Genomic DNA, 24,122 nt, shown 5'->3' with positions numbered 1-24,122 from the left:
CTCCGGGTCGCTGCTGCAGGCGGTGCTCGTGCTGGGGTCGATGTGGTCCGCGGGGCGGTGTGCCGTGCTGCTCAGGGTCGCGGGTAGGCGGTGGCCTCGGCCAGCAGGCGGGCGGTCCGCACGACGCGGACCGCGGCGATGCCGGGCGGGTCGCCGGGCGAGGTGTCGACGTACAGGTCGAGGTAGCCCGTCGGGTGCTCGACCCGCACCGGGTCGGACGACGCCGGCACGTCGGCGACGTCGGCGGCGACGGTGCCGGGCAGGCGCACCGCGGCGGCGACGCTCGCGGCGCCCAGCACCCCGATCGCCTCGTGCACGCGGTGCGGGATGAAGCTGCGGGTGCGGACCGATCCGCGGTCGGCGGGGGAGGAGACGAGCACGATCTTGGGCGTCGTGGTCGACGCCGGCGTCCCGGTCAGGCCCAGGCGCTCGAACGCCTCGGCCCGGATCGCGGCCACCCGGGCCACCAGACCGTCGTCCGACTCCAGGGCCTCCGGGGGCTCGTCGCCCCGCACGCCCAGGTCGTCCGCGCGGATCAGCACGGACGGCATGCCGGCGTCGATCAGCGTCACGGGAGCGCCCGCCACCCTGTCCACGACCGCACCGGTCGGCAGCAGCGGGGCTGACGACGGCGCGAGGGCGACCTCCACCGGTGCGGCCGTCCCGGGCACCCCGGAGATCGCCGTCGTGCCCTCGAACGTGACCCGGCCGCCGGGGGTGCGCAGCGTCAGGGTCGCGAGCGCCCCGGTGTTGACGAGGCGGACACGTACCTCGGTGGCGCTGCCGCCCGCCGGGACGAGCCCGCGCAGCACCGCGAACGGGCCGACGGCGGCCAGCATGTTCCCGCACGTCTGCGAGGTCGAGACGACCGGTTCGTCGACGGCCACCTGCAGGAACAGGTAGTCGACGTCGGCGTCGTCGTGGGCGGACGAGGACACCACGGCGACCTTGCTGGTCAGGGGATGGGCACCGCCGAGCCCGTCGATCTGGCGCGCGTCGGGGCTGCCCAGGAGTCGCAGCAGCAGGTCGTCGCGGGCGGCAGGGTCTGCCGGGACGTCGTCGGCCAGCACGACGATCCCCTTGGAGGTGCCGCCCCGCATGAGGGCCAGCGGGACGCCGGTCACGACGCACCCGGGGCCGCGTCGTCGTAGCGCTGATAGGTCACGCCCAGGTCGGCCAGCAGCGGGCGCAGGCCGTAGCGGTCCAGACCGAGCTGCCCGGCCTCGAACGCGGTGCGGCTGGCCTCCTCCTTGGCCACGCGGGCCCGGGTGGCGGCCACGGCGCGCGCGGCCTCGTCCCGCCCGACCACGACGACGCCGTCGTCGTCGGCCACGACGACGTCGCCCGCCTCGATCACCTGGCCCGCGATCACCACCGGGACGTTCACCGAGCCGGCGGTGGACTTCACGGTGCCCTCGGCCGAGACGTGGCGGGCCCACACCGGGAAGCCCATCTGCCGCAGCTCGGCGGTGTCGCGCACGCCCGCGTCGATGACGAGGCCGACGACGCCGCGCCGGGCCAGTGCCGTGGCGAACAGCTCGCCGAACATGCCGTGCGTGGACGGTGCGGCCGCCGCGACGACGAGCAGGTCGCCGGGACGGCACTGCTCCACGGCCGCGTGGATCATGAGGTTGTCGCCGGGCCAGCACAGCACGGTCACCGCGGTGCCGGAGACCCGCACGTCCTGCTGGATCGGGCGCAGCTCGGCGCCGAGACTGCCGGTGCGGCCCAGCGCCTCGTGCACCGTGGCCACCCCGTGCCGGCCGAGCTCGGCGACGAGCTCCGCGTCGGCGCGCGGCGCATCGGTCAGCACCAGGCCGCGCGCCTGGGCCCGGGCCCGCCCGGGCCGTGCGGACGGCGCGGTCCCCGCGCTCATGCGGCACCGCCGTCGTCGGGCCGGACCCCCTGCTTGGCCTGCTGGATGAGGGTGTAGACCTGGCCGCGCAGCTCGCCGAACCGGGCGTCGGAACGGGTGGTGAGCTGGTCGCGCTCGGCCGGCAGGTCGATGCGGACGTCCTCCATCAGGACCGTCGGTCGATTGGACAGCACGAGCACCCGCTGGCCGAGGTAGACCGCCTCGTCGATGTCGTGGGTGACGAACAGGACCGTGACGCCGAGCCGCTTCCACAGCGACCGCACGAGGTCCTCCAGGTCGGCCCGCGTCTGGGCGTCGACGGCGGCGAACGGCTCGTCCATGAGCAGCACCGTGGGCTCGTAGGCGATGGCGCGGGCGATGGCGACGCGCTGCTGCATCCCGCCCGAGAGCTGCCACGGGTGGGCGTCCGCGCTGTCCGACAGGCCGACGGCCTCGAGGGCCTCGCGGGTCTTCGCGCGCCGGTCGGAGCGCGAGAGCCCCTTCTCCTTCAGGGGGAGCTCGACGTTCTGCGCCACGGTCATCCACGGGAAGAGGCTGCGACCGTACTCCTGGAAGACGACCGCCATGTCGGCGGGCGGCCCGGTCACGGACCGGCCGTCCAGACGCACCTCGCCCGCGCTGACACCCAGGAGGCCGGCGATGCAGCGCAGCAGGGTCGTCTTGCCGGCGCCGGAGGGGCCGACGACGCAGACGAGCTCGCCGGGCCCGACGTCGAACGTCAGGTCGTGGATGGCCTCGACGGTGCGCTGCGGGCTCTCGTACGTCTTGCGCACACCGCGCACGTCCAGGGCGGCGACGGTGTCGGGTGCGGCGGGACCGCCGGTCGTGGCGGCGTCGCGCACGGGTCGGGTCAGCGGCATGGTCAGGCTCCTCGTTCCATGGCGCGCTGGCCCTGGTACCAGGCCAGCACGCGGTTCTCGACGACGCGGAAGATCAGGGACAGGACCACCCCGATGAGGCCGAGCAGGATGATGCCCGTCCACATCTGCGGGATGGCGAAGCTGCGCTGGAACTGGACGACCGCGGCGCCCAGTCCCCGGGTGGCACCGAACAGCTCGCTGATGACCATGAGGATCACGCCGATCGACAGGGCCTGGCGCGCGCCGGTGACGATGCGCGGGGCGGCACCCGGCAGCACGACGTACTGCAGCCGGCGACGGGTGCCGAGCCGGTAGCTGCGCGCGGTGTCGAGGAGCACGGGCTCCAGTCCGCGCACGCCCTCGACGGTGTTGAGCAGGATCGGCCACAGGCAGCCGAGCGCGATGGTGATGATCTTCGACGTCGATCCCGTGTACCCGGCGAACAGCGCGATGACGGGCACCAGGACGGGCGGGGGGATCGCACGGAAGAACTCCAGGGTGGGTTCGGCGGCGACCCGCAGCGTGCGGGTCAGGCCGATCGCCGTGCCGGCGACGACCCCGGCCGCGAGGGCCACGAGGTAGCCGGTGCCGAGCCGTCCGAGGCTGGGCAGCACGTCGTGGGTGATCCGTTCCCAGGTCCAGGTCTCGGGGAAGGTCTGCAGGATGGTCTGCAGCGACGGCCAGTAGATGCTGGTGGAGCCGGCGCTGGCGACCCACCACGCGGCGAGCAGGACGAGCGGCAGGGCGACGGCCGCCAGGACGCGGCGCGGGAGCTGGTCGGGCCTCATGCCGCCGCCATCCGCACCGAGGGGTGCCAGGCGAGGACGCGGTTCTCGACCGCGCGAGCGAGGAGGTTCACGGCGACTCCGATCAGGCCCACGACGAGGACGAGGGCATAGGTCTTGGGCACGGCGCCCGAGCTCTGGGCGACGCCGATCTCCCGACCGAGGCCGGGGACGCCGATCACCAGCTCGGCGGTGATCTCGAGGATCAGCGCGACCGAGGCGGCCAGCCGGAAGCCGGTCACCACGTAGGGCAGGGCGGTGGGCCAGATGACGGACCGCGCGACGCGCACGCGGGAGAAGCGGTAGGAGCGTGCGGTGTCGCGGGCCACGGGGTCGACGTCGGCCACGCCGTAGAGCACCTGGACGAGCACCTGCCAGAAGGCGGCGTACACCACCAGGGTGATGGCCGACGCCGGCTCGGTGCCGAACAGCAGCACCACCAGCGGGATGAGCGCCACCGACGGGATGGGCCGCAGGAACTCGATGGTGGAGGCGGTGAGCTCCCGCACGAGGGGCAGGCTGCCGATGACGATGCCGCCGACGGTGCCGAGCACCATGGCGAGCGTCAGGCCGATCGCCCACCCGCCCAGGGTGTCCAGCAGGGCGGTCCAGAAGTCGGGCCGGCCCAGCTCCTCGGCGAGCGCACCCAGCATCACGGTGAACGGGGGCAGGTAGTCCGGGTCGATCACCCCGGTGCGGGTCAGGAGCTCCTCGAGGAGGACGACGGCGAGGACTCCGCCCGTGCCGAGCGCGGCGTCGCGCAGCCGCCCCGAGGCGACGGACCGGCGTCGCGGCGCCGGACGCGCCGCCGCCGTCGGTGGCGGGGCCGCGGGGACTGTGGTGGTCATCCGGTACTTCCTCTCCGCCTCGCGCCGTGGGCGCGAGGAGCTCGGCCGGGGGTCGCGACGTCGCGACCCCCGGCGCGGCGGGGTCAGGGCAGCAGCGCGTCCAGGTCGGGGGCCTCGTCGAGGACGCCGTCGGTGACGGCCAGGTCGGCGAGCAGCTGGATCGAGTCGGTGTCGATCTCGGTGGGCCACCGCGGAAGCGTCAGGGCGTCCAGCGTCGCGGCGTCCATGTCGGTGTAGGTGCCGAGGATCTCGCGCACCTCGTCCGGGTGGGCGTCGGCGTACTCCAGGGACTCGTTCATCGCGGCGGTGAACTGCTCGACGGTGTCGGGGTCCTCCTGGGCGAACTGGTCGGAGGTGAAGTACATGCTGATCGTCAGGTCCGGGTCCGCGGCGGCATAGTTCGACACGATCTGGCGCATGTCCTGCGCCTCGGCCGCGGACAGGAAGGGCTCGACGACCTGGCCGGCGTCGACGTCGCCCTGCGCGACGGCGGGGACGATGTCGGGGAAACCGAGCTCGGTGTAGGTGATCGTCGACGGGTCGCCGCCGGCGTCGCGCACCGCCTGGTTGATGGTCGTGGTGTTGATGTTGTTGAGCGTGTTCACCGCGACGGTCTTGCCGGCGAGGTCGGCCACGGACTCGATGTCGCTGTCGGCCGGGACGACGACGCCCCCGAAGTCGGCGCCCTCCTCGCCGGTGGTGGCGACGCCGGCCGTGACGGCCTGCAGGGCGAGGTCACTGGAGGTGGCCAGCAGCAGCGAGGTCGAGTTGCTGAAGCCGAACTGGTACTGGCCCGAGACGACGGCGGGGACGATGGCGGCGCCGCCCTGTGCGGTCTCGAGCGTGACGTCGAGCCCCTGGTCGGTGAAGAAGCCCTGGTCGACGCCGAGGTAGATGGGTGCGACGTCGACGATGGGGATGACGCCGACCGTGACGGCCGTGGTGCCGCCGTCCTCGCTCATGGCGCTGCCGTCGTCGGACGGTTCGTCGCTCCCGCTGCAGGCGGTGAGTGCAGCGAGCATTCCCAGGACGCCGACGGCGCCGGCGATGCGGCGTCGGGTCCCCGCGTGACCACGTGTCGATCCGTGCATGGTTCTCCTCCTCGAGAGTGCCCTCGTCGTCGAGAGCTGACAGGAGAGACGTTAACAGGATTGTTGACAATATTGGAGCCCATGAAGGCTACGGATTGGTCACGGCCGGAAGGTTACGGTGTCGGTGCAGGTCAGCGCTCTACGCGAGCGTTCGCAGCGCCTCGATGACCGAGGAGATGTGGTCGCGCATCGCCGCCTCGGCCGCCGCGGGGTCGCGGGCGCAGACGGTGTCGATGATGCGCTGGTGCTGCTGGATCGACACCGCGGTCCGGCCCGGCACCCGGGACAGCGCGAACTGGTGGCGCACCATCTGGCCGTGGAGCTGGGCGATGATCCGGTTGGCCGTGTCGTGGCCCGCGATGTCCCGCAGGCTCTGGTGCAGCGTCGCGTTGAGGTCGCTGTAGACGGTGGGTTCGCCGGCGGCCAGGGCGGCGTGCATCTGGCGGCCGATCTCCTGCAGCCGCTCGGCGGCGTCGTCGTCGACGAGCTCGGCCGCGCGCGCCGCTACCAGCCCTTCGACGACGCGGCGGATCTCGGAGATCTCGATCGCCTCGTCCAGGCTGATCTCGCGGATGCGCGCCCCCCGGTTGGGCTGGCGCTCGACGAGCCCCTCGGACTCGAGCGCCAGCAGCGCGGCGCGGACGGCGAAGCGGCTGGCGTCGAACTGCTCGCAGAGCTCGACCTCGACCAGCCGCTGGCGTGGTGCGAACTCACCCCGCAGCACCGCCGCCCGCAGCTCGTCCTGGACCCGGACATCGGTCGCCATGGAAACCCCTTCGTCTCGTGCTGCTACACCGACAATTTTGTCAACAATACGCGACGGATGCCGTCGTCGATAATTCTGATGACAAAAATGCGTGCACGATTGGCGACAATCTGCTCTACTGGGTCCACCGGACCCGCTCACCGGAGAGCGGGCACGACGGAGAGGAACCATCGTGACTCCACGCAAGGACGCGCGGACCGACCAGGCGGTGCGGCACGCCGGCGGTTCTCGAGGCAGCCGGAGGCGTCGCGGCATCGCCCTCGGGGCGGCCGCTGCACTGCTTCTCGGTGCGGTTCCCGCCACGGCGGCTGCGGCCTCGCAGCACGGGCGGCACGGGGCGGTCGACGCGGAGGACGCCGCCCTGGCGTTCGATGCCGACAGCTCCACGACCATCACCGTGACGATCGACGGCGAGCCCGTCACCGTGCGCTGGTACCAGGAGGTCTGCTACGTGGCCGACCCTGTCGCGGTCGCCGGTGACTCCGGCTGCGGGTACCAGAGCATGAACGTCTACGTCCCCGAGACGGCGGCCGCGGACTCCGCCCCGATCTACCTGGCCGTCCACAACGGGGGCTGGTTCGCCAGCCACGTCTCCACCCCGTTCGACGACGGCGACGTGCTCGACAGCACCACCGACAACGTGGCGGCGGCGCTCCATGCCGGGATGGTCGTCACCGACCTGGGGACGCGGAGCCGCGGTCTGGTGGCACCCGACGGCACCTTCCCCGGCAAGGCACCCGCCGTCGTCGTCGACCAGAAGGCCGCGGTGCGCTACCTGCGGCTCAACGACGACGTGATGGCGGGCGACGCCGAGCGGATCATCGCCAACGGCACCAGCGGAGGCGGCGCCGCCGTCGTCGCGCTCGGCGCCTCGGGGAACAGCAAGGACTACCTGCCGTACCTCGCCGACGTGGGTGCCGCCGGCATCGACGCCACGGGGCGCAGCACGATCCGCGACGACATCTTCGCGGTCAACGCCTACTGCCCGATCACCGACCTCGGCAACGCCGACATCGCCTACGAGTGGCTCTACGACGTCCTCGACACCCGCGAGACCGTCGGTCAGGACCCCGCTCCCGAGGTCTCCGCCGAGCTGGCAGCGGAGTACCCGTCCTACCTCAAGAGCCTCGGCCTGCGTGCGTCCGACGGGTCGCGGCTCACGGCCGCCACGATGCTCGACGAGATCGTCCATCAGGTCACCGTGTCCGCGGAGTTCTACATGACCTCCGACCCGGCCCACGTCATCGAGGGCCTCGACTGGATCGTCGTCGACAACGACGCCGACGTCGTCGAGTCCGTCGACGCCGAGGGCTACCTCGAGTACGTCGCCACCGAGCGCGAGCTCAAGCCGGCACCGGCGTTCGACCAGACCGGCACCGACGCGCCCGGTGCCGGTGGTGGACCGGGCACCGGCGAGTCGAACCTCTTCGGCACCGCGGACCAGGAGTACTCGAACTTCACCGCCTACTCCTGGAACGCCAACAACATCGCGGATGACGGCATCGGCCTGGACGACACGGGCCTGACGTGGAAGAAGCTCCTGCGCCAGCGCAGCACCGTCGTCGACGAGCAGATCGAGCAGGTCGACCCGTTGCACTACGTCGACACGGGGGCGGACACCGCGCCGTACTGGTACGTGCGGGTGGGCGCCAAGGACCGCGACACCTCGTTCACCGTGTCGCTGAACCTCGCGCTCGCGCTCGAGGACGACCGTGAGGTCGAGGACGTCGACTACCGGATGGCCTGGGACACCGGCCATGCCGGGAACTACGACGTGCCCGAGGCGATGGCCTGGATCCTCGACTCCGTCGAGGCGGCGGACTCCGCCGGTCACGGCCACGGCCGGGGTCACGGTCGGGGTCACGGCAAGCACTGACCCTGGTCGTCGCGACGAGCGTCTCTGTTCGGGTCGGATCAACCCTCGATCCGACCCGAACAGAGACGCTCGGCGGTCAGTTCGCGACCGTGAAGCGCTCGCGGCGGTGGGACGGGTCCTCGATCTCGTCCACGAGGGCGAGCGCGAGGTCCGGTCCGGAGATCGCGGAGCCGCCGTCGTCGTCGGTCACCAGGACGTCACCGCCGGTGCGGTAGCTGCCGGTGGCCTCGCCGGGCGCGTAGGCGCCGAACGTCGCGGCGGGGCTCAGGTAGACCCAGTCGAGGCCGGCCGGCGCCTCGCGCAGGTCCTCGAGGATCGCGGTGAACTCGCGCGCCTCGTCCTGGAACGCGGCGGGGAACTCGGGGGTGTCGACGAGCAGTGGTCCATCGGGTACGACGCGCAGCGACCCGGCTCCGCCGACGACGGCGAGGCGGACGTCGCGCTCGTGCGCCTCGGCGGCGAGCTCGGCGTAGGCGGGGCGGACCTGACCGGCCATGTCGCCGCGGGGGGACACCGTCGCGACGACGACGTCCGCGTCCTGGAGTGCCGACGCCCGCGTGGCGTCGTCGAGCACGGACCCGGTCGTGTACCGGACGCCCTCGGCCTGCTCGGCGGGCAGCGACCGGCTGACCGAGGTCACGTCGTGCCCGCGCCGGGCGGCCTCGCGGACGATGTGGCCACCGGCGTAGCCGGTGCCGCCGATCACGGTGATGCGTGCCATGGGATGCTCCTTCGTTTCATACTCTCTTGTGGAGAGTAGGTTTCCAGGAGAGACCATAGGTCGTAGGATCGGACCGTGCAAGGAGGTGGCGCCGTGACGCAGATCCCGTTCGACCCGTACCAGCGGGCGTGCCCGAGCCGCACCGTGCTCGACCAGGTGGCCGACCGCTGGAGCGTGCTCGTCGTCGGCGCGCTCGCCGGAGGCCCGCAACGCTTCTCGCACCTCGCCCGCCGGGTCGACGGCGTCTCGCAGAAGATGCTCACGCAGACGCTGCGCGGGCTGGAGCGCGACGGCCTCGTCACCCGCACCGTGCACGCGGAGGTCCCGCCCCGCGTCGAGTACGAGCTCACCGAGGCGGGACGTGCTGCGTACGAGCCGCTGCGAGCCCTGGAGGGCTGGGCGCGTGAGCACGCCGGCGCCGTGCTCGCGGCGCGCGAGGCCTACGACGCGCGGCACGGGGTGGCCTGAGGTCGCGGCGAGGTGCGCGTCGGGGAGGTCGACCTCGAGACCACCGTGCTCGGCACGGGGGAACCGGTCCTGTGGCTCCCCACGGCCCTGGCCGCCGACGAGCTCCTCCCCGTGGCGCGACGCGTCGTCGATGCCCGCCCCTACCGCTCGATCACGTACCGCCGACGCGGCTACGGCAGCAGCAGCCCGTCCGACCACGGGTCGATCGACCGTGACGCCGCCGACGCCGCCGCGTTGCTCGACGTGCTCGGGATCGCCCGGGCGCACGTGGTCGGCGTCTCCTACAGCGCCGCGATCGCCCTCCGGCTCGCCGCCGAGGCACCCGACCGTGTCGCCACCCTCTGCCTGATCGAACCTCCGCCGGCGCACGTCCCCGCCGCCGGCGAGTTCCGAGCGGCGTGCGCCGACCTGGCCGACGACGCCCGCCGCGTCGGGGCCCGGGCCGCCGCCGAGCGCTTCCTCGAACGACTGGGCGGCCCGTCGTGGCGCACGGACCTCGACCAGCTCCCCGGCGGCGCCGAGGCGGTGCTGCGCGACGCGGGCACGTTCTTCTCCGCCGACCTGCAGGCGCTGCGCGAGTGGGAGTGGCGCGACGCCGACGCCCCGCGGATCACGTGCCCGGTGCGGTACGTGGGCGGCGCGGACAGCGGCGAGTGGTTCGCCCAGGTCCGCCGGTGGGTGCTGGACCTGCTGCCGCAGGCGGACGACGTGATCGTGCCCGGCGCCGGCCACGACCTGGCCCTGACGCACCCGGACGAGGTGGCCGACGCCGTCGTGGGTCTCCTGCGGCGCCACCAGGTCGACGGCGACTGAACTGGTGCGGCCGGCCCGGACCGCGCCGGGCGGTGCGTCGGCGCCTGCTCAGTCGGCGCGGGCCGTCAGCCGGATGACCGGGATCACCCGGTCGGTCTTGGTCTCGTAGCCGGCGAACTGCTTGGCCTCCGCCTTGATGCGCGACCAGGCGGCCTCGCGTTCCTCGCCGTGCAGCTCGGTGGCCGTCACCGGGGTCGACGTGCCGGCGCGTTCGATAGTCACCTGGTCGGGGTGCGCGGCGAGGTTGAGGTACCAGGCGGGGTTGCTCGCGGCCCCGCCCTTGGACGCCACGATCAGCCAGCGGCCGTCGCCGTCGTCGAACCAGGCCACGGGAGCCGATCGAGGCTCCCCGCTCTTGCGTCCGATCGTCGTCAGGACCAGCGTGTCCATGCCCATGAAGGATCCGGAGGATCGCTTGATCGGGCCCGACACGAACTTGTTGACGGTGCGGAAGAGCCAGCCGGGGATGCGCGCCCCGTGGGTTCCCCGGGAGTGACTGAACGTCATGGGATCACGCTAGCGCTCCACCGCCCGGAGTCCAGGTCTTCCCGGCGCCGCGTCGTCGCGCTCCTCGGCACTGCAAACGTTTGCTAGCCGATGAATCACGCATGCATTGACGTTGTTCACCACGCATGACAACGTTTGCCAGATGGAGCACACCTGGCGCTGGTTCGGCCCGAAGGACCCCATCACCCTCGCGGACGTCCGCCAGACCGGGGCGACCGGCGTGGTCACAGCGCTGCACGAGGTCCCCAACGGCGCGGTGTGGACGGTCGAGGCGATCACCGAGCGCCGGGAGGCGATCGAGGCGGCCGGGCTCACGTGGTCGGTCGTGGAGTCGATCCCGGTGCACGACGACGTCAAGCGCCGCGCCCCGGGGTACGAGCGTTGGCTGGAGTCGTGGGCGCAGAGCGTGCGCAACCTCGCCGCCTGCGGCATCGACGTCGTCTGCTACAACTTCATGCCCGTCCTGGACTGGGTCCGCACCGACCTCGCGTACCCGATGCCCGACGGCGCGCTGGCGCTGCGGTTCGACCAGGACGCCTTCGCCGCGTTCGACCTGTTCCTGCTCCAGCGCCCCGGCGCCGAGGCGGACTACACCGCCGCCGAGACGGAGCGGGCGCACCGGCATCTCGAGTCCATGACCCCGCCGGAGGTGGACCGGCTCGTGGCCACGCTCGCCGCCGGGCTCCCGGGTTCGGAGGAGGTGTGGACGCTCGACGCGCTGCGCGCCGAGCTCGAGGCGTACGCCGCGGTGGACGACGCCGCGCTGCGGTCCGCGCTGGTGGAGTTCCTCGAGGCGGTGGTCCCGGTGGCCGCGGAGTGCGGTGTCCGTCTGGGCATCCACCCCGACGACCCGCCGCGCCCCGTGCTCGGGCTGCCGCGGATCATGTCCACGGCCGCCGACGCCCGCTGGCTGCTGGACGCCGTGCCGCAGGAGGCCAGCGGGCTGACGTTCTGCACGGGGTCGTTCGGCGTGCGCGCCGACAACGACCTGGTCGCGATGGTCGAGGAGTTCGCGCCGCGCATCCACTTCGCGCACCTGCGGTCCACCCGGCGCGAGGGCGACGGCCGCAGCTTCCACGAGGCGCCGCACCTGGACGGCGACGTGGACATGGTGGGCGTGATCGAGGCGCTGGCGCGCGAGGAGCGCCGCCGTGCGGACCACGGCGGCGCCCGCATCCCGATGCGGCCCGACCACGGCCACCTGCTGCTCGCCGAGCAGACCTCGGAGCGCGCCGCGGCGGTGCCCGGCTACTCGCTGGTCGGCCGGCTCAAGGGGCTGGCCGAGCTGCGCGGCGTCGAGCGAGCGGTGCACCGGCAGCTCGGCTGAGCCTCACGCCCCGACGGGTGCGCCCTCACGGGCCGCACCGCCGTCGGCGTGCGCGGTCTGCGTGGCGGGCACCGCCCCGTCGGGACCGGCGTCGGGACGCTGCCGCGGGATGAGCAGCACGACGGCGGCACCGGCGAGCGCCGCCACCGCGCCGATGGCGAAGCACCAGGTGAAGGCGCTCTCGGTGGGGATCGCCGGCGTGCCCGGCGCGAGCGTCATGGTCTGGCTGGTGAGGATCATCGCCATGACGGCACCGGCGACGGTGGTGCCGATGGACCGCATGAGGGTGTTGACGCCCACGCTGGCCGAGCCCTCCTCGGCGGGGACGTTGGTCAGGATGAGGGTGGGCATGGCGGCGTACCCGATCCCGACGCCGGCGGTGGCGACGCAGGACGCGAGCATGAGCTGCCACGGCGCTCCGGTGAGGAAGACGGCGACGACGTAGCCCGCGGCCAGCACGGTGGCGCCGAGGGCGAGGGTGAGCCGGCCGCCGAACCGGGTGAGCAGGCGGGCGGACAGGGGCGTGAAGAGCATCATCATGACGCCGCCGGGCGCCATCCACAGCCCGGCGGCCAGGATGCTCTGGTCGAGGCCGTAGCCGGTGGCCGCCGGCATCTGCAGGAGCTGCGGCACCACGATGGACTGGGCCATCATGCCGAAGCCGATGAGCACGGCGCCGATGTTGGTGAGCAGCACCGGGCGGCGAGCGGTGGTGCGCAGGTCCACCAGCGGGTCGTGGTGGCGCAGCTCGTACCAGCCCCAGACGAGCAGGACGACGACGCCGCCGACGACGAGGCCGAGCGTGGAAGCCTCGCCCCAGCCCCAGTCGTTGCCCTTGGAGACGCCGACCAGCACGGCGACGAGGCCGACGGCCAGGCCGACGGCGCCGGTCCAGTCGAGGCGGGCGGGGTGGCTGACCTGCGCGCGCGGCAGGACGATCAGGGAGGCGACGGTCATGACGGCGGCCAGGCCCGTCGAGACCCAGAAGAGCAGGTGCCACTCGAAGTCCTGGGCGATCCACGCGGCGAGGGGCAGCCCGAGGGCGCCGCCGACGCCGAGCGTGGCGCTGACTCCGGCGACGGCGGTGTTGCGCAGGTGCGGCGGGGCGATCTCCCGCACGAGGCTGATCGCGACGGGGATGTAGCCCATCGCGACGCCCTGCAGCACGCGGCCGACGATCATCGGACCGGCGGTGTCGGAGACGGCGCAGATCAGCGACCCGACGAGCAGGATCACGGCGGAGGACACCAGGACGGGCTTCTTGCCGCGCAGGTCCGCGAGCCGGCCGGTGACGGGCATCGCGACGGCGGCGCCGAGGAGCGTGGCGGTCACGATCCAGGAGGTCGTCGAGGGGTCGGCCCCCAGCAGGGTGGGCAGCTCGGACTGGATCGGGATGACGAGCGACTGCATCAGCGCTGCGCACAGGCTGCCGAAGCAGAGCACGACGATCACGGGCACCGCTCGCACCGCGGTGGGCGCGGTGCCTCTGGGGGGTGTGGAGCTCATGGGAACCTCTCGGAACAGGTGCTTGTGTAACTTACACATGAGGTAATGTATGCACCATACACCATCGCGTGACGAGGAGGACGACGTGGGGGACGAGCGCAAGGACGCGCCGGGCTGGACGGCACCCGGGACGGGACGCGGGCGGGCGATCGCCACCGCCCTGGCCCGGCTGGACCGCAGCCGCCGGGTCGCCGAGCAGAGCGTGACGCTGGGGGTCGCCGACATCCGGCTGCTGTGGATGTTCACCGACGGCCGGCCCCGCACGCTGCGGCAGATCGCCGAGACGCTGGGTCTGGAGCAGTCCACCGTCAACCGCCAGGTCAACGGCGCGCTCGCCGAGGGGATCCTGCGCCGCTACCGCGAGCCCGGGCGGTCCGCCTGGCTCGTCGAGGCCACCGACGCCGGCATGCGCACCTTCGAGGCCGACGTCGCCAGCAGCTTCGGTGCCTACGAGCGGGCGCTCGCCGACCTCGGCGAGGATGCCGACCGGTTCGTCGAGCTGCTCGAGCGGTACGGCAGGTCCTTCGGCGAGGCCGCGCACGCGATGGCGGACGAGCCGGGTGGCGAGGAGGGCTGAGCCCCTCCGGCCGCGGACCGCCGGCGCGTCACGTGCGGGCGGTACGGCCCTGCAGCGCGCGGAACGCGAGCACGAAGCTCAGGGTGCCGACGACGGCGATGGCGGCGACTCCCTGCCAGAGGGCGGTCGCGTCCCAGCCGTCCATGATGAGGGACCGCAGCGCGGCCAGGAGGTACGTCACGGGGTTGAACTCGGCGATGGTGGCGAGCCACCCGGTCAGCGCGTCCAGCGGCAGGAACGTGGTGGTGAGGAACGCGAACGGGAAGAACAGCAGGAAGCTGGAGTTCACCGCCGCCGGATTCCCGGTGCGCAGCGCGATGGCGTAGGGGAAGCCGGTGAAGGCCAGCCCCCACAGGCCCGCGAGCAGCAGGAACACGAGCACGCCCGCGGCCCCGGTGACGAACTGGACGCCGAGGACGAAGCCGAGGACGAGCACCGGCACGGACAGGGCGATGACGAGTGCGAGGTCGGCGACCATCAGCCCCAGCAGGAGCGAGGTGCGGTGCATGGGGGTGACCAGCAGCCGGTCGAAGTAGCCGCCGGTGATGTCGGTGACCAGCGCGCTGGCCCGGGACACGCCGGTGACCGCGAAGATGATGGCCACCGGGATCTGGAAGGCCTTGAAGTCGTCCACGCCGGTGAACGTCGCGACGTCGCCGAGTGCGCCGACGTTGACCACGAAGAAGAACAGCGGGATGACCAGGGCGGGGATGATCGCCTCGGGCTCCCGGGGGATCTGCCGGAGCGCGCGGATCGCGACCGAGGTGAGGTCTCGCCAGAACCCGGCGGGTCGGGCCGCGACCGATTCCTGCCGCGCGCTGGTGTCGGTGCTCATGAGGCCCTTCCTTCGTCGTCCTGGATGCGCTGACCGGTCACCCGGAAGAAGACGTCGTCGAGGGTCGGGCGGCGCAGCGCGAGCTCGTGCACGGCGACGCCCGCGCGGTCGAGCGCGAGGGTCACGGGGGTCACGGCCCGTGCGCCGTCGTCCACCGAGACCATGAGCGAGGTGCCGTCCGTCTCGACCGCGCCGATCGCCGCGTCCCCGTCGAGGGACTCCAGCGTCGTGCGGGCCTGATCGACCTGGTCACCCACCTCCACCACCAGGACGTCGGTGCCGATGGATCGCTTGAGCTCACCCGGGGTGCCCTCGGCGACCAGCTCACCCCGGTTGATGATGCCGACGCGGTCCGCGAGGGCGTCCGCCTCCTCGAGGTACTGGGTCGTGAGGAACACGGTGACGCCGAGCTCGCGGTTGAGCCGCCGCACCTCGGCCCAGACGGTGGCGCGGCTGATGGGGTCGAGCCCGGTGGTGGGTTCGTCCAGGAACAGGATCCGCGGGTTGTGGACCAGCGCGAGCGCGAGGTCCAGGCGGCGCTTCATGCCGCCGGAGTAGGTGCCCACCCGGTCGTCGAGCGCGTCGCCGATGTCGATGAGCTCGCGGAGCTCACCCACGCGACGGGTGGTCTCCCGCGCGGTGAGGCCGTAGAAGCGGCCCTGCAGGCGGAGCATCTCGACGCCGGTCTGCTTGTCGTCGAGCGCCGCCTCCTGGAGCGCGACGCCGATGCGCAGCCGGACGGCGGTGGCCTCGTGCACGACGTCGTGCCCCGCGACGGTCGCCGAGCCGCCGGTCGGTGCCAGCAGCGTGCACAGCACGCGGGTCAGCGTCGACTTCCCGGCACCGTTCGGTCCCAGGAACCCGTACATCTCGCCGTCGGCGACGGTCAGGTCGACGCCGGCGACGGCCAGGTTGTCACCGAAGCGGCGTTCGATCGCTCGCGTGACGATCGCGGTCTCGGACATGGCACTCCTCGGGACGGCTGCCCCTCAGTGTGCTGAGTGATCGCGCGATCCGCTTCTCGAACGACCCCCGTGACGGTCAGTCCGTCGACCGCCGCGCCGCCCGCTCGACGAGCACCATCGTCTCCTCGAGCGTCGCGCCGACCTCCTCGACCCGCCCGTCCACACCGCCGGTGGACAGCGCCGCACGCACGTCGTCGACCGGCGTCCCCGCCACCCGGCTGGTGCGCCCGGACAGCACCACGGGCAGCCCGGCGGCGTCGAGGGCGGCGAACGCCGCCGCCCAGTCCTCGGCGTGCACGACGACGGCCCGCGTCCCGGCGGTGATGTCGTCCGACGTCCCGTGGGCGACCTCGCGCCCCTGCGACATGATCACGAGGCGACCGCACTGCTCGGCCTCCTGCATGTAGTGCGTGGTCACCAGGACCCCGACGCCGGACTCGGCCTGGGCGTGGATCGTGTCCCACAGCCGGGCTCGGGCCAGGGGGTCGACGCCGGACGTCGGCTCGTCGAGGACGAGCAGCCGGGGCGCGTGCAGCAGCGCGCAGTGGAACGCGAGCTGACGCTGGCGTCCCAGGCCGACCCGGGCGACGGGGGCGTCCGCCACGTCCGCCAGCGCCGTCGGCAGCGCGGGCACCTCCCGCACGCCGAACGTGTCCGCGACGAACTCGACGTTCTGCCGCACGGTCAGGGCCTGGGAGAGCCCCAGCCCCTGCGGCACGTACCCCAGGGCGTGCCGGTCCGAGACCGCCGGCGCGGACCCGAGCACCTGCACCCGGCCCGAGGTCGCGACCTCGAGCCCGAGCAGCACGCGCAGGAACGTCGTCTTGCCGGCCCCGTTGGCGCCGAGCAGCCCGACGATCTCCCCGGGTCCCACCGACAGCGACATGTCGTCCACGGCGGTGAGGTCGCCGAACGTCTTGGTCACGCCGTCGGCGTGCACCAGCGCGGTCACCGGGCCGCCTCCGTCCGGGCGAGCGTGAGGGCGATGAGCGTGTCCTCCAGGTCCGGGGCGATCGGTTCACCGAGGTCCGCACCGCCGCCGTCGCCCGCCGCGCCGTCGGGGACCCACGTGCGGAAGCTCGTGCCGCGGCGCCAGGTGCGCTCACCGCCGGGGTGGGTGCTCGACGACGTGACGCGGCCGGGGACGTCGCCGACCACCGCCGCCGGGTCGCCCGCCGCCAGGACGTGGCCGGCGTCGAGCGCCACCACGGTGGTGGCCCGCTCGGCCTCGTCCAGGTAGGTGGTGGTCATCAGCACCGCGGCGCCGCCCTGGGCCGCGGCGGTGACGAGCCGCCACAGCTCGATGCGGCTGACGGGGTCGACGCCGGTGGAGGGCTCGTCGAGGAGCAGCAGGGCGGGGGAGTGCAGCATCGCCAGGCAGAACCCCAGCTTCTGCCGCATGCCGCCGGAGAGGTGGCGGCCCAGGCGGTCGCGCGCCCCGGTGAGCGCGGCGGCGTCGAGCAGCTCGGTGCCGCGGCGGGCGACGTCGTCGTCGGACATGCCGTAGGAGGTGCCGACGAACTCGACGTTCTGCGCCACGGTGAGGTTCGGCCAGACGCCGGACGTCGAGGGTTCGTAGCCGATCCGCTCGGCGGGCGGCACGTCGACCGTCCCGCCGTCGAGCGGGACACGCCGCAGCAGCGCGCGCAGCAGCGTGGTCTTGCCGGCACCGTCGCCCCCGACGACGGCGGTCACCTCGCCCGGCCGCAGGTCGAGGCTCACGCCGTCGAGCGCGGTGGTGGCGCCGAGGCGGACGACGACGTCGCGCGCGCCGGGCATCAGCGGGACTCCTGCCGGGCCGCGGCCGGGGCGATCTCGCGGCGCAGGCGCAGCACCGCGACGCCGAAGATCACCACGGCCATGACCGCCAGCACCGTCAGGGGCAGCCAGAGGTACTCCCACCCGGCGTCGCGCAGCATGACGCCCTGGGAGATCTTGGTGAACCAGGTCAGCGGCAGGAGGTAGCCGATCCAGCGCACCCCGGCGGCCATCGCCTCCAGCGGGAAGATCATGCCGGACAGCAGCACCTGCGGCAGCAGCGTCATGAGCGCGAGCTGGACCGCCTGCCCGGAGGTCTGGGAGACGGTCGAGATGAGCACGCCGATGCCGAGCACGGCGAAGAGGAAGAGCGCGGCCCCCAGCGTGAACGCGACGACGGAGCCGTTGAACGGCACGCCGAACACCACCATCCCGAGCACGGTGATGATCACCATGTCCAGGGACGCCAGCAGGAAGTACGGCGTGACCTTGCCCATGATCACCGCGGTGGGGGACAGGGGCATCACGGCGAGCTGTTCGAGAGTGCCCGCCTCGCGCTCCCGCACCAGCCCGATGCTGGTGATGATGGTGCCGATGAACGTCAGGATGAGGCCGATGATCGCCGGGACCATGACCCAGGAGGTCTCGAGGTCCGGGTTGTAGAGGATCTCGGAGTCGACGGCGTCGCCGAGCTGGGCGACGAGCACCTGCGCGGTCTGCGCGGCGAACAGGTTGGACCCGTCCACCAGCACGGTGGGCCGGCCGCCCTCGGCCTCGGAGGCGTCCCCCGTGAGGATCGCCATGTCGACCTCGTCGTCGGCGAGCAGGGTGCGGGCGTCGGCCTCGGTGGCGTCCGCGTCGACGGTGGTGAGGTCGAGCTTCTCGGACGCGTCCGGCTGCTGACCGATCATCTGCTCGGCGCGGTCGGCCTGCGAGCCCACGACGGCGACCTGGAGGGTGTCGACGGTGAAGTTCGCGGCGTAGCCGAAGACGATGAGCAGCAGCAGCGGCAGCGCCACCAGCATCGCCATCGTGCGCTTGTCCCGCCGCAGCTCACGGAACTCCTTGAGGATCATGGCTCGCACGGTGGCCTCCGGTGCCGGTGGATCGCGGACGACCTCATCGTCGTCTCATCAAGTGTTGATGTCAACAGGTGATCATGAAACGTGGCTCGCCGCGGTCGCTCAGGGCGGGTCGTCGGGAGTGGTCAGGTGCACCTGGACCGCGGGCGCGGTCCGGGCCACGACGGTGTCGAGGTCCAGGTCCGCCAGCAGCGGGACCTTGAGGAGATAGCGCGCGAACGCGGTGCCGGCCAGGTGCGACATGGCCAGGACGAACCCGGTGCGACGGCCGTCGAGGCGGTCGCCGACACGGCTGTCCGCGGTGATCCCGGTGACCAGCGCGCCGAGCCGCTCGGCCGACTGCTCGTGGCCGAGCGCCGAGCGGGTCAGGGCGTGCATCTGCCCGCTCGTCGCAGGGTCCTCCCAGAGGCCCAGGTAGGCGCGGCTGAGTCGTTCGCCCTGCTCTGCGAGCGGGCCGGACAGCGCGGCCGCCACGACGTCGGGTGCGCCGTCCGGGAAGGCCATCGTCGCGGCGAACAGCCCGTCCTTGTTCCCGAAGTAGTGCGCGATGAGCGCGATGTCGAACCCCGCCGCGGCGGCGATGGAGCGCAGCGTCGCCCCGCGGTAGCCGTGGGCGGCGAACTCCCGGCGTGCGGCGGCCAGGATCCGCTCCCGGTTGCTGCCGTCGCCGCCGCTCGGCCGGCCGGTCCGTGTGCCTGTGCTCGCCACGCACCCATCGTAGGTCAACGCCTGTTGAGGCGTCGGTCGCGCGATGTGGACGATCGTCCACATGATGCGTACGATCGTACGCATGACGACCGAGTACCTTCCCGACGACCCCCGCACGCAGCACGAGCGCATGCTCGCCGGCGACCTCTACGTCGCCGAGGGCGACCCGGAGATCGAGCGGGCCGTCCGCCGGGCCCAGCAGCTCACCGCCGCCTACGCGCGGGCCGTCGTCGACGATCCCCGGGAAGCCCGGTCGATCCTGGCCGAGCTCCTCGGCGAGCTCGGCGAGGGCGCCGAGGTGCGCGCGCCGCTGTACGTCGACCTGGGCTCCCGCCTGCGCCTGGGGCCCCGCACGTTCGTCAACTTCGGGCTCACCGCCCTGGACGTCGCCGAGATCACGATCGGCGCGGACTGCCTGCTCGGGCCGAACGTCCAGCTCCTCACCCCGACGCACCCGGTGGACCCGCAGCCGCGCCGCGACAAGCTCGAGGCCGCCCGGCCCATCACGCTGGGGGACAACGTCTGGCTCGGCGGCGGGGTCATCGTCTGCCCGGGCGTGACGATCGGCGACAACACCGTGGTCGGTGCGGGCTCCGTCGTGACCCGTGACCTGCCGGCGAACGTCGTGGCCGTCGGCAACCCCGCACGCGTGATCCGCGAGGACATCGACCGGTGAACGCCACCCCCGCGGAGGCCGGCCGGCAGGCGGGCGCCGTCGCACCGCGCCCCCGCCGTCGTCGGCACGACCCGGAACGGCGCGACCGCATCGTCGAGGCGTGCCTCGACGTCCTGGCCGAGCACGGCGTCGCGGGGACCTCCCACCGGCGGGTCGCCGCCGCCGCCGACGTCCCCCTCGGTTCGACGACCTACCACTTCGCCGGCATGGACGACCTGCTGCACGCGGCCTTCGGCCGGTTCGCCGAGCGGGCCGCCGCCGCGTTCGAACGGCGCATGGCCGGGGCGCGGGACACCGCGGAGGCGCGGGACGCCGTCGTGCGGCTCATCACCCAGGACGTGTTCGCCACCCAGCGCGACCTCGTGCTGACCCACGAGCTCTACACGCTCGCGGCGCGCGAGCCCGCCTTCCGGACCCTGACGAACGCCTGGATGCGGCGCAGCCGCCGGGCGCTCGAACGCCACTTCGACCCCGCCACCGCGCGGGTGCTCGACGCGTACATCGAGGGCGCCACGATCCACCGCGCCCTGGACACGGTGCCGGCCGACGACGCCGACGTGCGCGTCGCCGTCGCGCGACTGACGGGGGGTGACGCGTGAGCGATCCCGTCCCCACCCCGTTCCCCGGGCCGGTCGAGCGCCGCGCCCGTGCCGCCGTCTCGGCCCTGTTCCTGACCAACGGCGCGCTGATGGCCAACCTGCTGCCGCGCTACCCGGAGATCAAGGACGCGCTCGAGCTCAGCAACACCACCTACGGGCTGTCCGTCATCGCGTTCCCCGCCGGGGCGATCGTCTCGGGGCTGGCGGCCGGCGCCGTCGTCCGGCGCATCGGATCGGCCCGGACGGCCGCGTACGGCACGCTGCTGACCAGCCTCGGCGTGCTCGTGGCGGGCGTGGCCCCGACCCTGTGGCTGTTCGTGCTCGCGCTGCTGTTCGGCGGGGCGATGGACGCGCTGACCGACGTCGGGCAGAACGCGCACGGGCTCCGGGTGCAGCGGCGCTACGGCCGGTCGATCTTCAACTCGCTGCACGCCCTGTGGTCCGTCGGCTGCGTCGTCGGCGGGGCGATGGCGGCCGCGGCGATCGCGCTGCAGGTCCCCCTGGGGGTGCACCTGGCCGTCTCGGGCGCGCTGTTCTCGGCGGTCGCCCTGGTGGCGCTGCGGTCCTGCCTGCCGGGCCTGGACGGTGCGGAGCGCGCGGTGGACGCCGACCCGGCGCACCCCGCCGAGCCGACCGGTGTGCGGTCCGCCGCCGTCCGCCGGCGCACGCTGTTCCTCCTCGTGGCGTTCGTCGTCGTCGCGATCTCCGGCGCGGTCGTGGAGGAGGCGACCAACTCGTGGGCCGCGGTCTACCTCGCCGACGCGCTCGACGCACCCGGCGCGGTGGCGGCCGCCGCGTTCGTGGCCTTCATGGCCGCGCAGTTCGTGGGCCGGGCCACCGGCGACCGGTTCGTCGACCGGTTCGGCCAGCGTGCCGTCGCGCGTGCCGGGGGAGCGCTGGTCGCCGTCGCGACCGGGCTGATGCTCGCCTTCCCGTCCGTCCCGGGCACCGTGGTGGGGTTCGCGGCCGCCGGGTTCGGGGTGGCCACCATCGTCCCGGCGGCGATGCACGCTGCCGACGAGCTGCCCGGGCTGCGCGCCGGGACGGGGCTGACGGTCGTCACCTGGCTCATGCGCCTCGGCTTCCTGGCCACGCCGCCCCTGGTCGGGCTCCTCTCCGACGCCACCGAGCTGCGGGTCGGCCTGCTCGTGCTCCCCGTCGCGGGGCTGGCGATCGTCGTCGCCGGCGTCACGCTGCAGGGCCGGCGCACGGCGTCGAGACCGACGCCGTGAGCCCGACGCCCGGCTCAGCGTCCGAAGAGCCGGCCGAAGAACCCGCCGCCGCTCGCGGGGGCGTCGTCGTGGCCGCCGCACCACTGGCCGGCGGGCACCGAGCGGCGCACGTCCTCGACGTGCTGGCCGCAGCCGCTCCAGGTGGTCTTGCCGCAGGTGCGGCAGGTGACGGGCTGGCACATGGTCGTTCTCCTTCGGTCGGGCGGGTCTCGATCGGTCGGGTCAGGGTCAGGGTCAGGCGAGGCTGAGGAAGAGCTTCTCGAGCTCGGCCGGCGTCAGGCCGTCCTCGGTCCTCTGGTCGGGGTCGGAGAGGCAGTCCTGCATCGCGGTGGCGACGACGGCGTAGCCCGCCTTGTCGAGCGCGCTGGAGACGGCGGAGAGCTGGGTGACGACGTCGCGGCACGGCTTGCCGGCCTCGACCGCCGTGATGAGGGCGTCGAGCTGGCCGCGGGCGCGCTTGAGCCGGTTGGCGATCTTGCGCTGCGCGGCGGGGTCGGGGGTGGCCATGGTGGGTCCTTCCGGGCGGAGGAGCGGTGGGTCAGGGGGTGAGCGCGGGCTCGTCGACCACGAGCAGGTCGTCGGCGGCCGGGCCGAGGGCCGCTCGCAGGGTGAGCATCCCTCCGGAGAGCGACGCGGAGTCGAACCCGGCCTGGGTCAGGACCCGGTGGGCGACGTGGGAGCGCACGCCGGAGCCGCACAACGCGCGGACGGGGCGTCCGGCGGCGGCCGCGCGGACCTCGTCGAGGCGGCCGCGGAGCTCGGTGTGCGGGACGTTGAGGGCACCGGGCACGTGGCCGGAGGCGAACTCGGAGCGGCTGCGCACGTCCAGCACGAGGGCGTCCTCGCGCACCGCGTCGAGCTCGTCCGCGTGCCAGATCCGCAGCGTGCCGTCGAGCACGTTGCTCGCCGCCATCCCGGCGAGGTTCACCGGGTCCTTGGCCGCGCCGTACGGCGGGGCGTACGCGAGGTCGAGGTCGACGAGGTCGCCCGCCGTCATGCCCGCGCGGAGCGCCGTCGCGAGGACGTCGATGCGCTTGTCGACCCCGGCGCGGCCGACGGCCTGGGCGCCGAGCAGCAGCCCGTCGTCGTGCCGGACGTGCACCACGAGGTGGACCTGCTCGGCCCCGGGGAACCATCCGACATGGTGGGCCGGGTGCAGGTGCAGGGTGTGGAAGCCGATGCCGGTGGCGGTGAGCGCGGCCCGGTTCGCCCCGGTGGTGGCGGCGGTCAGCCCGCCGACGCGGACGACGGCGGTGCCGAGCGCCGCGGGCAGCGGTCGCGCCGTCTCGGGACGCAGGATCGCGTCGGCCACCTGGCGGCCCGCGCGGTTCGCCGGCCCGGCCAGGGCGACCGGGCGCCGCGCCCCGGTGACGGCGTCGGTGCTGACGGTCGCGTCGCCGATCGCCCAGACGCCGGGCAGGTTGGTGCGGCCGTGGGCGTCGACGACGATCGCGCCGCGCTCGGTCTCGACGCCCGCGGCGGCGAACACCTCGGTGTCGGGGCGCACGCCGGCGGCCAGCACCACGAGGTCGGCCGCCACGCGGGTGCCGTCGGCCAGCACGACGACGTCGCTCGCCGACCCCGGTTCCACGGCGGTGGCGGCGACGCCGGAACGGACGGTCACGCCGAGGTCGGCGAGCTCGTCGTCCACGAGCGAGGCGAGCTCGGGTTCGAGGGGCGGCAGGACGTGGTCGGCGAGCTCGACGACGGTCACGTCGAGCCCCCGCTGGGCGAGCGCCTCGGCGGCCTCGAGCCCGATGAAGCCGGCGCCGAGCACGACGGCGCGGCGGGCGCCGCCGTCGACCTGCTCGCGCAGCGCGGTGGCGTCCGCGACGGTCCGCAGCGTGCGCACCCGCGGCGAGTCGAGGCCCGGGACCGGCGGGCGGACCGCCTGCGCACCGGGGGAGAGCACGAGCGCGTCGTAGCCCACGGTCTCGGTCCCGGCGTCGGTCCACACGGTCAGCGTCCGGGTCCCGGCGTCGAGGCCGACGACGTCGTGCCGGGTGCGCACGTCGAGATCGAGCGCGGCCCGCAGGGACTCCGGCGTCTGGACCAGCAGGTCGTCCGCGTCGGGGATCTCCCCACCGACGTGGTAAGGCAGCCCGCAGCCCGCGAACGACACGTGCTCGCCGCGGTCCAGGACCACGATCTCGGCGCTCTCGTCCAGGCGCCGGGCCCGGGCGGCGGCACTCATGCCGCCGCCGACTCCACCCACGATGACGATTCTCATGAGAGCGACCATATAC

At 73.4% G+C, this 24,122-nt stretch carries 27 protein-coding genes; 8 read left to right on the top strand and 19 right to left on the bottom strand.

Annotated features, from left to right (window positions below):
• Window positions 1–71 precede the first annotated feature (71 nt).
• The 7 genes from ACIQLL_RS04000 to ACIQLL_RS03970 form a co-directional block, all read right to left on the bottom strand.
• Entirely contained in the window at window positions 72–1,124 is a 1,053-nt protein-coding gene (locus ACIQLL_RS04000) for a PrpF domain-containing protein (protein ID WP_402463589.1), read from the bottom strand.
• Window positions 1,121–1,876 (bottom strand): 4-carboxy-4-hydroxy-2-oxoadipate aldolase/oxaloacetate decarboxylase, encoded by a 756-nt coding sequence (locus tag ACIQLL_RS03995; RefSeq protein ID WP_402463586.1) that lies wholly within the window; start codon window positions 1,874–1,876, stop codon window positions 1,121–1,123. The genes ACIQLL_RS04000 and ACIQLL_RS03995 overlap by 4 nt, the downstream gene beginning before the upstream one ends.
• Complete coding sequence (locus ACIQLL_RS03990; protein WP_402463583.1) at window positions 1,873–2,736, bottom strand: ABC transporter ATP-binding protein; 864 nt, start codon at window positions 2,734–2,736, stop codon at window positions 1,873–1,875. The genes ACIQLL_RS03995 and ACIQLL_RS03990 overlap by 4 nt, the downstream gene beginning before the upstream one ends.
• A 2-nt stretch (window positions 2,737–2,738) precedes the next feature.
• Window positions 2,739–3,524 (bottom strand): ABC transporter permease, encoded by a 786-nt coding sequence (locus ACIQLL_RS03985; RefSeq protein WP_402463580.1) that lies wholly within the window; start codon window positions 3,522–3,524, stop codon window positions 2,739–2,741.
• A complete protein-coding gene (locus ACIQLL_RS03980; RefSeq protein WP_402463577.1) occupies window positions 3,521–4,369 on the bottom strand; it encodes an ABC transporter permease in 849 nt (282 codons plus the stop codon). The genes ACIQLL_RS03985 and ACIQLL_RS03980 overlap by 4 nt, the downstream gene beginning before the upstream one ends.
• A gap of 83 nt (window positions 4,370–4,452) precedes the next feature.
• The gene (locus ACIQLL_RS03975) at window positions 4,453–5,460 is read right to left on the bottom strand and encodes an ABC transporter substrate-binding protein (protein WP_402463574.1); all 1,008 of its coding nucleotides are present in this window, start codon (window positions 5,458–5,460) and stop codon (window positions 4,453–4,455) included.
• 139 nt (window positions 5,461–5,599) lie between these two features.
• Complete coding sequence (locus ACIQLL_RS03970; RefSeq protein ID WP_402463571.1) at window positions 5,600–6,226, bottom strand: GntR family transcriptional regulator; 627 nt, start codon at window positions 6,224–6,226, stop codon at window positions 5,600–5,602.
• A 172-nt stretch (window positions 6,227–6,398) separates the two neighbouring features.
• Between ACIQLL_RS03970 and ACIQLL_RS03965 the strand changes: the two genes are divergently transcribed.
• The gene (locus tag ACIQLL_RS03965) at window positions 6,399–8,102 is read left to right on the top strand and encodes a subtype B tannase (protein ID WP_402463569.1); all 1,704 of its coding nucleotides are present in this window, start codon (window positions 6,399–6,401) and stop codon (window positions 8,100–8,102) included.
• Window positions 8,103–8,178: 76 nt separating this feature from the next.
• On the opposite strand, the gene ACIQLL_RS03960 is transcribed toward ACIQLL_RS03965, so the two are convergent.
• Window positions 8,179–8,823: an NAD(P)-dependent oxidoreductase gene (locus tag ACIQLL_RS03960; RefSeq protein WP_402463566.1), complete on the bottom strand. Its 645-nt coding sequence runs from the start codon at window positions 8,821–8,823 to the stop codon at window positions 8,179–8,181.
• 93 nt (window positions 8,824–8,916) lie between these two features.
• Between ACIQLL_RS03960 and ACIQLL_RS03955 the strand changes: the two genes are divergently transcribed.
• Together ACIQLL_RS03955 and ACIQLL_RS03950 are read left to right on the top strand one after the other, a co-directional pair.
• Window positions 8,917–9,291: a winged helix-turn-helix transcriptional regulator gene (locus tag ACIQLL_RS03955; RefSeq protein WP_402463563.1), complete on the top strand. Its 375-nt coding sequence runs from the start codon at window positions 8,917–8,919 to the stop codon at window positions 9,289–9,291.
• Window positions 9,292–9,303: 12 nt separating this feature from the next.
• Window positions 9,304–10,104, top strand: a complete 801-nt coding sequence (locus ACIQLL_RS03950; RefSeq protein WP_402463560.1) for an alpha/beta fold hydrolase — start codon at window positions 9,304–9,306, stop codon at window positions 10,102–10,104.
• A 48-nt stretch (window positions 10,105–10,152) separates the two neighbouring features.
• Here the strand turns inward: ACIQLL_RS03950 and ACIQLL_RS03945 are convergent, their stop codons facing one another.
• A complete protein-coding gene (locus ACIQLL_RS03945; RefSeq protein WP_402463557.1) occupies window positions 10,153–10,611 on the bottom strand; it encodes a nitroreductase/quinone reductase family protein in 459 nt (152 codons plus the stop codon).
• A gap of 142 nt (window positions 10,612–10,753) precedes the next feature.
• On the opposite strand from ACIQLL_RS03945, the gene uxuA reads away from it, so the two are divergent.
• On the top strand, window positions 10,754–11,938 hold the full coding sequence (uxuA, locus tag ACIQLL_RS03940) for a mannonate dehydratase (RefSeq protein WP_402463554.1): 1,185 nt from the start codon (window positions 10,754–10,756) through the stop codon (window positions 11,936–11,938).
• Window positions 11,939–11,941: 3 nt separating this feature from the next.
• On the opposite strand, the gene ACIQLL_RS03935 is transcribed toward uxuA, so the two are convergent.
• Window positions 11,942–13,444 carry an MFS transporter gene (locus ACIQLL_RS03935; RefSeq protein ID WP_402463551.1) on the bottom strand — a complete coding sequence of 501 codons (1,503 nt, stop codon included), beginning with the start codon at window positions 13,442–13,444 and terminating at the stop codon, window positions 11,942–11,944.
• A 49-nt stretch (window positions 13,445–13,493) separates the two neighbouring features.
• Here ACIQLL_RS03935 and ACIQLL_RS03930 point away from each other — a divergent pair, with 49 nt between their 5' ends.
• On the top strand, window positions 13,494–14,021 hold the full coding sequence (locus ACIQLL_RS03930) for a MarR family winged helix-turn-helix transcriptional regulator (protein ID WP_402463549.1): 528 nt from the start codon (window positions 13,494–13,496) through the stop codon (window positions 14,019–14,021).
• 28 nt (window positions 14,022–14,049) lie between these two features.
• Here the strand turns inward: ACIQLL_RS03930 and ACIQLL_RS03925 are convergent, their stop codons facing one another.
• The 6 genes from ACIQLL_RS03925 to ACIQLL_RS03900 form a co-directional block, all read right to left on the bottom strand.
• Window positions 14,050–14,856: an ABC transporter permease gene (locus ACIQLL_RS03925; RefSeq protein WP_402463546.1), complete on the bottom strand. Its 807-nt coding sequence runs from the start codon at window positions 14,854–14,856 to the stop codon at window positions 14,050–14,052.
• Complete coding sequence (locus ACIQLL_RS03920; protein ID WP_402463543.1) at window positions 14,853–15,821, bottom strand: ATP-binding cassette domain-containing protein; 969 nt, start codon at window positions 15,819–15,821, stop codon at window positions 14,853–14,855. Before ACIQLL_RS03920 ends, ACIQLL_RS03925 begins: the two co-directional genes overlap by 4 nt.
• A 76-nt stretch (window positions 15,822–15,897) precedes the next feature.
• Window positions 15,898–16,773, bottom strand: a complete 876-nt coding sequence (locus ACIQLL_RS03915; protein ID WP_402463540.1) for an ABC transporter ATP-binding protein — start codon at window positions 16,771–16,773, stop codon at window positions 15,898–15,900.
• The gene (locus ACIQLL_RS03910) at window positions 16,770–17,600 is read right to left on the bottom strand and encodes an ABC transporter ATP-binding protein (RefSeq protein WP_402463538.1); all 831 of its coding nucleotides are present in this window, start codon (window positions 17,598–17,600) and stop codon (window positions 16,770–16,772) included. The genes ACIQLL_RS03915 and ACIQLL_RS03910 overlap by 4 nt, the downstream gene beginning before the upstream one ends.
• Window positions 17,600–18,655, bottom strand: coding sequence for an ABC transporter permease (locus tag ACIQLL_RS03905; protein WP_402463535.1), 1,056 nt, complete (start codon window positions 18,653–18,655; stop codon window positions 17,600–17,602). The genes ACIQLL_RS03910 and ACIQLL_RS03905 overlap by 1 nt, the downstream gene beginning before the upstream one ends.
• A 108-nt stretch (window positions 18,656–18,763) precedes the next feature.
• Window positions 18,764–19,369: a TetR/AcrR family transcriptional regulator gene (locus ACIQLL_RS03900; RefSeq protein WP_402463532.1), complete on the bottom strand. Its 606-nt coding sequence runs from the start codon at window positions 19,367–19,369 to the stop codon at window positions 18,764–18,766.
• A gap of 82 nt (window positions 19,370–19,451) precedes the next feature.
• Here ACIQLL_RS03900 and ACIQLL_RS03895 point away from each other — a divergent pair, with 82 nt between their 5' ends.
• Genes ACIQLL_RS03895 through ACIQLL_RS03885 form a run of 3 tightly spaced genes read left to right on the top strand, consistent with a single transcriptional unit; the run spans window position 19,452 to window position 21,876 of the window.
• Window positions 19,452–20,045 carry a sugar O-acetyltransferase gene (locus tag ACIQLL_RS03895; protein ID WP_402463529.1) on the top strand — a complete coding sequence of 198 codons (594 nt, stop codon included), beginning with the start codon at window positions 19,452–19,454 and terminating at the stop codon, window positions 20,043–20,045.
• Window positions 20,042–20,644: a TetR/AcrR family transcriptional regulator gene (locus ACIQLL_RS03890; RefSeq protein ID WP_402463526.1), complete on the top strand. Its 603-nt coding sequence runs from the start codon at window positions 20,042–20,044 to the stop codon at window positions 20,642–20,644. Before ACIQLL_RS03895 ends, ACIQLL_RS03890 begins: the two co-directional genes overlap by 4 nt.
• Complete coding sequence (locus ACIQLL_RS03885; protein ID WP_402463523.1) at window positions 20,641–21,876, top strand: MFS transporter; 1,236 nt, start codon at window positions 20,641–20,643, stop codon at window positions 21,874–21,876. Before ACIQLL_RS03890 ends, ACIQLL_RS03885 begins: the two co-directional genes overlap by 4 nt.
• Window positions 21,877–21,890: 14 nt before the next feature.
• On the opposite strand, the gene ACIQLL_RS03880 is transcribed toward ACIQLL_RS03885, so the two are convergent.
• Genes ACIQLL_RS03880 through ACIQLL_RS03870 form a run of 3 tightly spaced genes read right to left on the bottom strand, consistent with a single transcriptional unit; the run spans window position 21,891 to window position 24,106 of the window.
• A complete protein-coding gene (locus tag ACIQLL_RS03880) occupies window positions 21,891–22,058 on the bottom strand; it encodes a hypothetical protein (protein WP_402463520.1) in 168 nt (55 codons plus the stop codon).
• Between the two features lie 52 nt (window positions 22,059–22,110).
• On the bottom strand, window positions 22,111–22,383 hold the full coding sequence (locus ACIQLL_RS03875) for a metal-sensitive transcriptional regulator (RefSeq protein WP_402463517.1): 273 nt from the start codon (window positions 22,381–22,383) through the stop codon (window positions 22,111–22,113).
• Between the two features lie 31 nt (window positions 22,384–22,414).
• The gene (locus ACIQLL_RS03870; RefSeq protein WP_402463514.1) at window positions 22,415–24,106 is read right to left on the bottom strand and encodes an FAD-dependent oxidoreductase; all 1,692 of its coding nucleotides are present in this window, start codon (window positions 24,104–24,106) and stop codon (window positions 22,415–22,417) included.
• Window positions 24,107–24,122 lie beyond the last annotated feature (16 nt).

This window comes from Isoptericola aurantiacus (genome assembly GCF_044769875.1).
Taxonomy (GTDB): domain Bacteria; phylum Actinomycetota; class Actinomycetes; order Actinomycetales; family Cellulomonadaceae; genus Isoptericola; species Isoptericola aurantiacus.
This window is presented reverse-complemented; position numbering and strand designations above follow the sequence as displayed.

Bases quoted from the DNA above. Each gene is read 5' to 3' on its own strand.
- uxuA (WP_402463554.1), top strand. From the start codon at position 10,754: ATGGAGCACACCTGGCGCTGGTTCGGCCCGAAGGACCCCATCACCCTC.
- ACIQLL_RS03930 (WP_402463549.1), top strand. From the start codon at position 13,494: ATGCACCATACACCATCGCGTGACGAGGAGGACGACGTGGGGGACGAG.
- ACIQLL_RS03895 (WP_402463529.1), top strand. From the start codon at position 19,452: ATGACGACCGAGTACCTTCCCGACGACCCCCGCACGCAGCACGAGCGC.
- ACIQLL_RS03875 (WP_402463517.1), bottom strand. From the start codon at position 22,383: ATGGCCACCCCCGACCCCGCCGCGCAGCGCAAGATCGCCAACCGGCTC.
- ACIQLL_RS03985 (WP_402463580.1), bottom strand. From the start codon at position 3,524: ATGAGGCCCGACCAGCTCCCGCGCCGCGTCCTGGCGGCCGTCGCCCTG.
- ACIQLL_RS03960 (WP_402463566.1), bottom strand. From the start codon at position 8,823: ATGGCACGCATCACCGTGATCGGCGGCACCGGCTACGCCGGTGGCCAC.
- ACIQLL_RS03995 (WP_402463586.1), bottom strand. From the start codon at position 1,876: ATGAGCGCGGGGACCGCGCCGTCCGCACGGCCCGGGCGGGCCCGGGCC.
- ACIQLL_RS03925 (WP_402463546.1), bottom strand. From the start codon at position 14,856: ATGAGCACCGACACCAGCGCGCGGCAGGAATCGGTCGCGGCCCGACCC.
- ACIQLL_RS03935 (WP_402463551.1), bottom strand. From the start codon at position 13,444: ATGAGCTCCACACCCCCCAGAGGCACCGCGCCCACCGCGGTGCGAGCG.
- ACIQLL_RS03945 (WP_402463557.1), bottom strand. From the start codon at position 10,611: ATGACGTTCAGTCACTCCCGGGGAACCCACGGGGCGCGCATCCCCGGC.
- ACIQLL_RS03920 (WP_402463543.1), bottom strand. From the start codon at position 15,821: ATGTCCGAGACCGCGATCGTCACGCGAGCGATCGAACGCCGCTTCGGT.
- ACIQLL_RS03905 (WP_402463535.1), bottom strand. From the start codon at position 18,655: ATGATCCTCAAGGAGTTCCGTGAGCTGCGGCGGGACAAGCGCACGATG.
- ACIQLL_RS03880 (WP_402463520.1), bottom strand. From the start codon at position 22,058: ATGTGCCAGCCCGTCACCTGCCGCACCTGCGGCAAGACCACCTGGAGC.
- ACIQLL_RS03910 (WP_402463538.1), bottom strand. From the start codon at position 17,600: ATGCCCGGCGCGCGCGACGTCGTCGTCCGCCTCGGCGCCACCACCGCG.
- ACIQLL_RS03975 (WP_402463574.1), bottom strand. From the start codon at position 5,460: ATGCACGGATCGACACGTGGTCACGCGGGGACCCGACGCCGCATCGCC.
- ACIQLL_RS03870 (WP_402463514.1), bottom strand. From the start codon at position 24,106: ATGAGAATCGTCATCGTGGGTGGAGTCGGCGGCGGCATGAGTGCCGCC.
- ACIQLL_RS03990 (WP_402463583.1), bottom strand. From the start codon at position 2,736: ATGCCGCTGACCCGACCCGTGCGCGACGCCGCCACGACCGGCGGTCCC.
- ACIQLL_RS03970 (WP_402463571.1), bottom strand. From the start codon at position 6,226: ATGGCGACCGATGTCCGGGTCCAGGACGAGCTGCGGGCGGCGGTGCTG.
- ACIQLL_RS03980 (WP_402463577.1), bottom strand. From the start codon at position 4,369: ATGACCACCACAGTCCCCGCGGCCCCGCCACCGACGGCGGCGGCGCGT.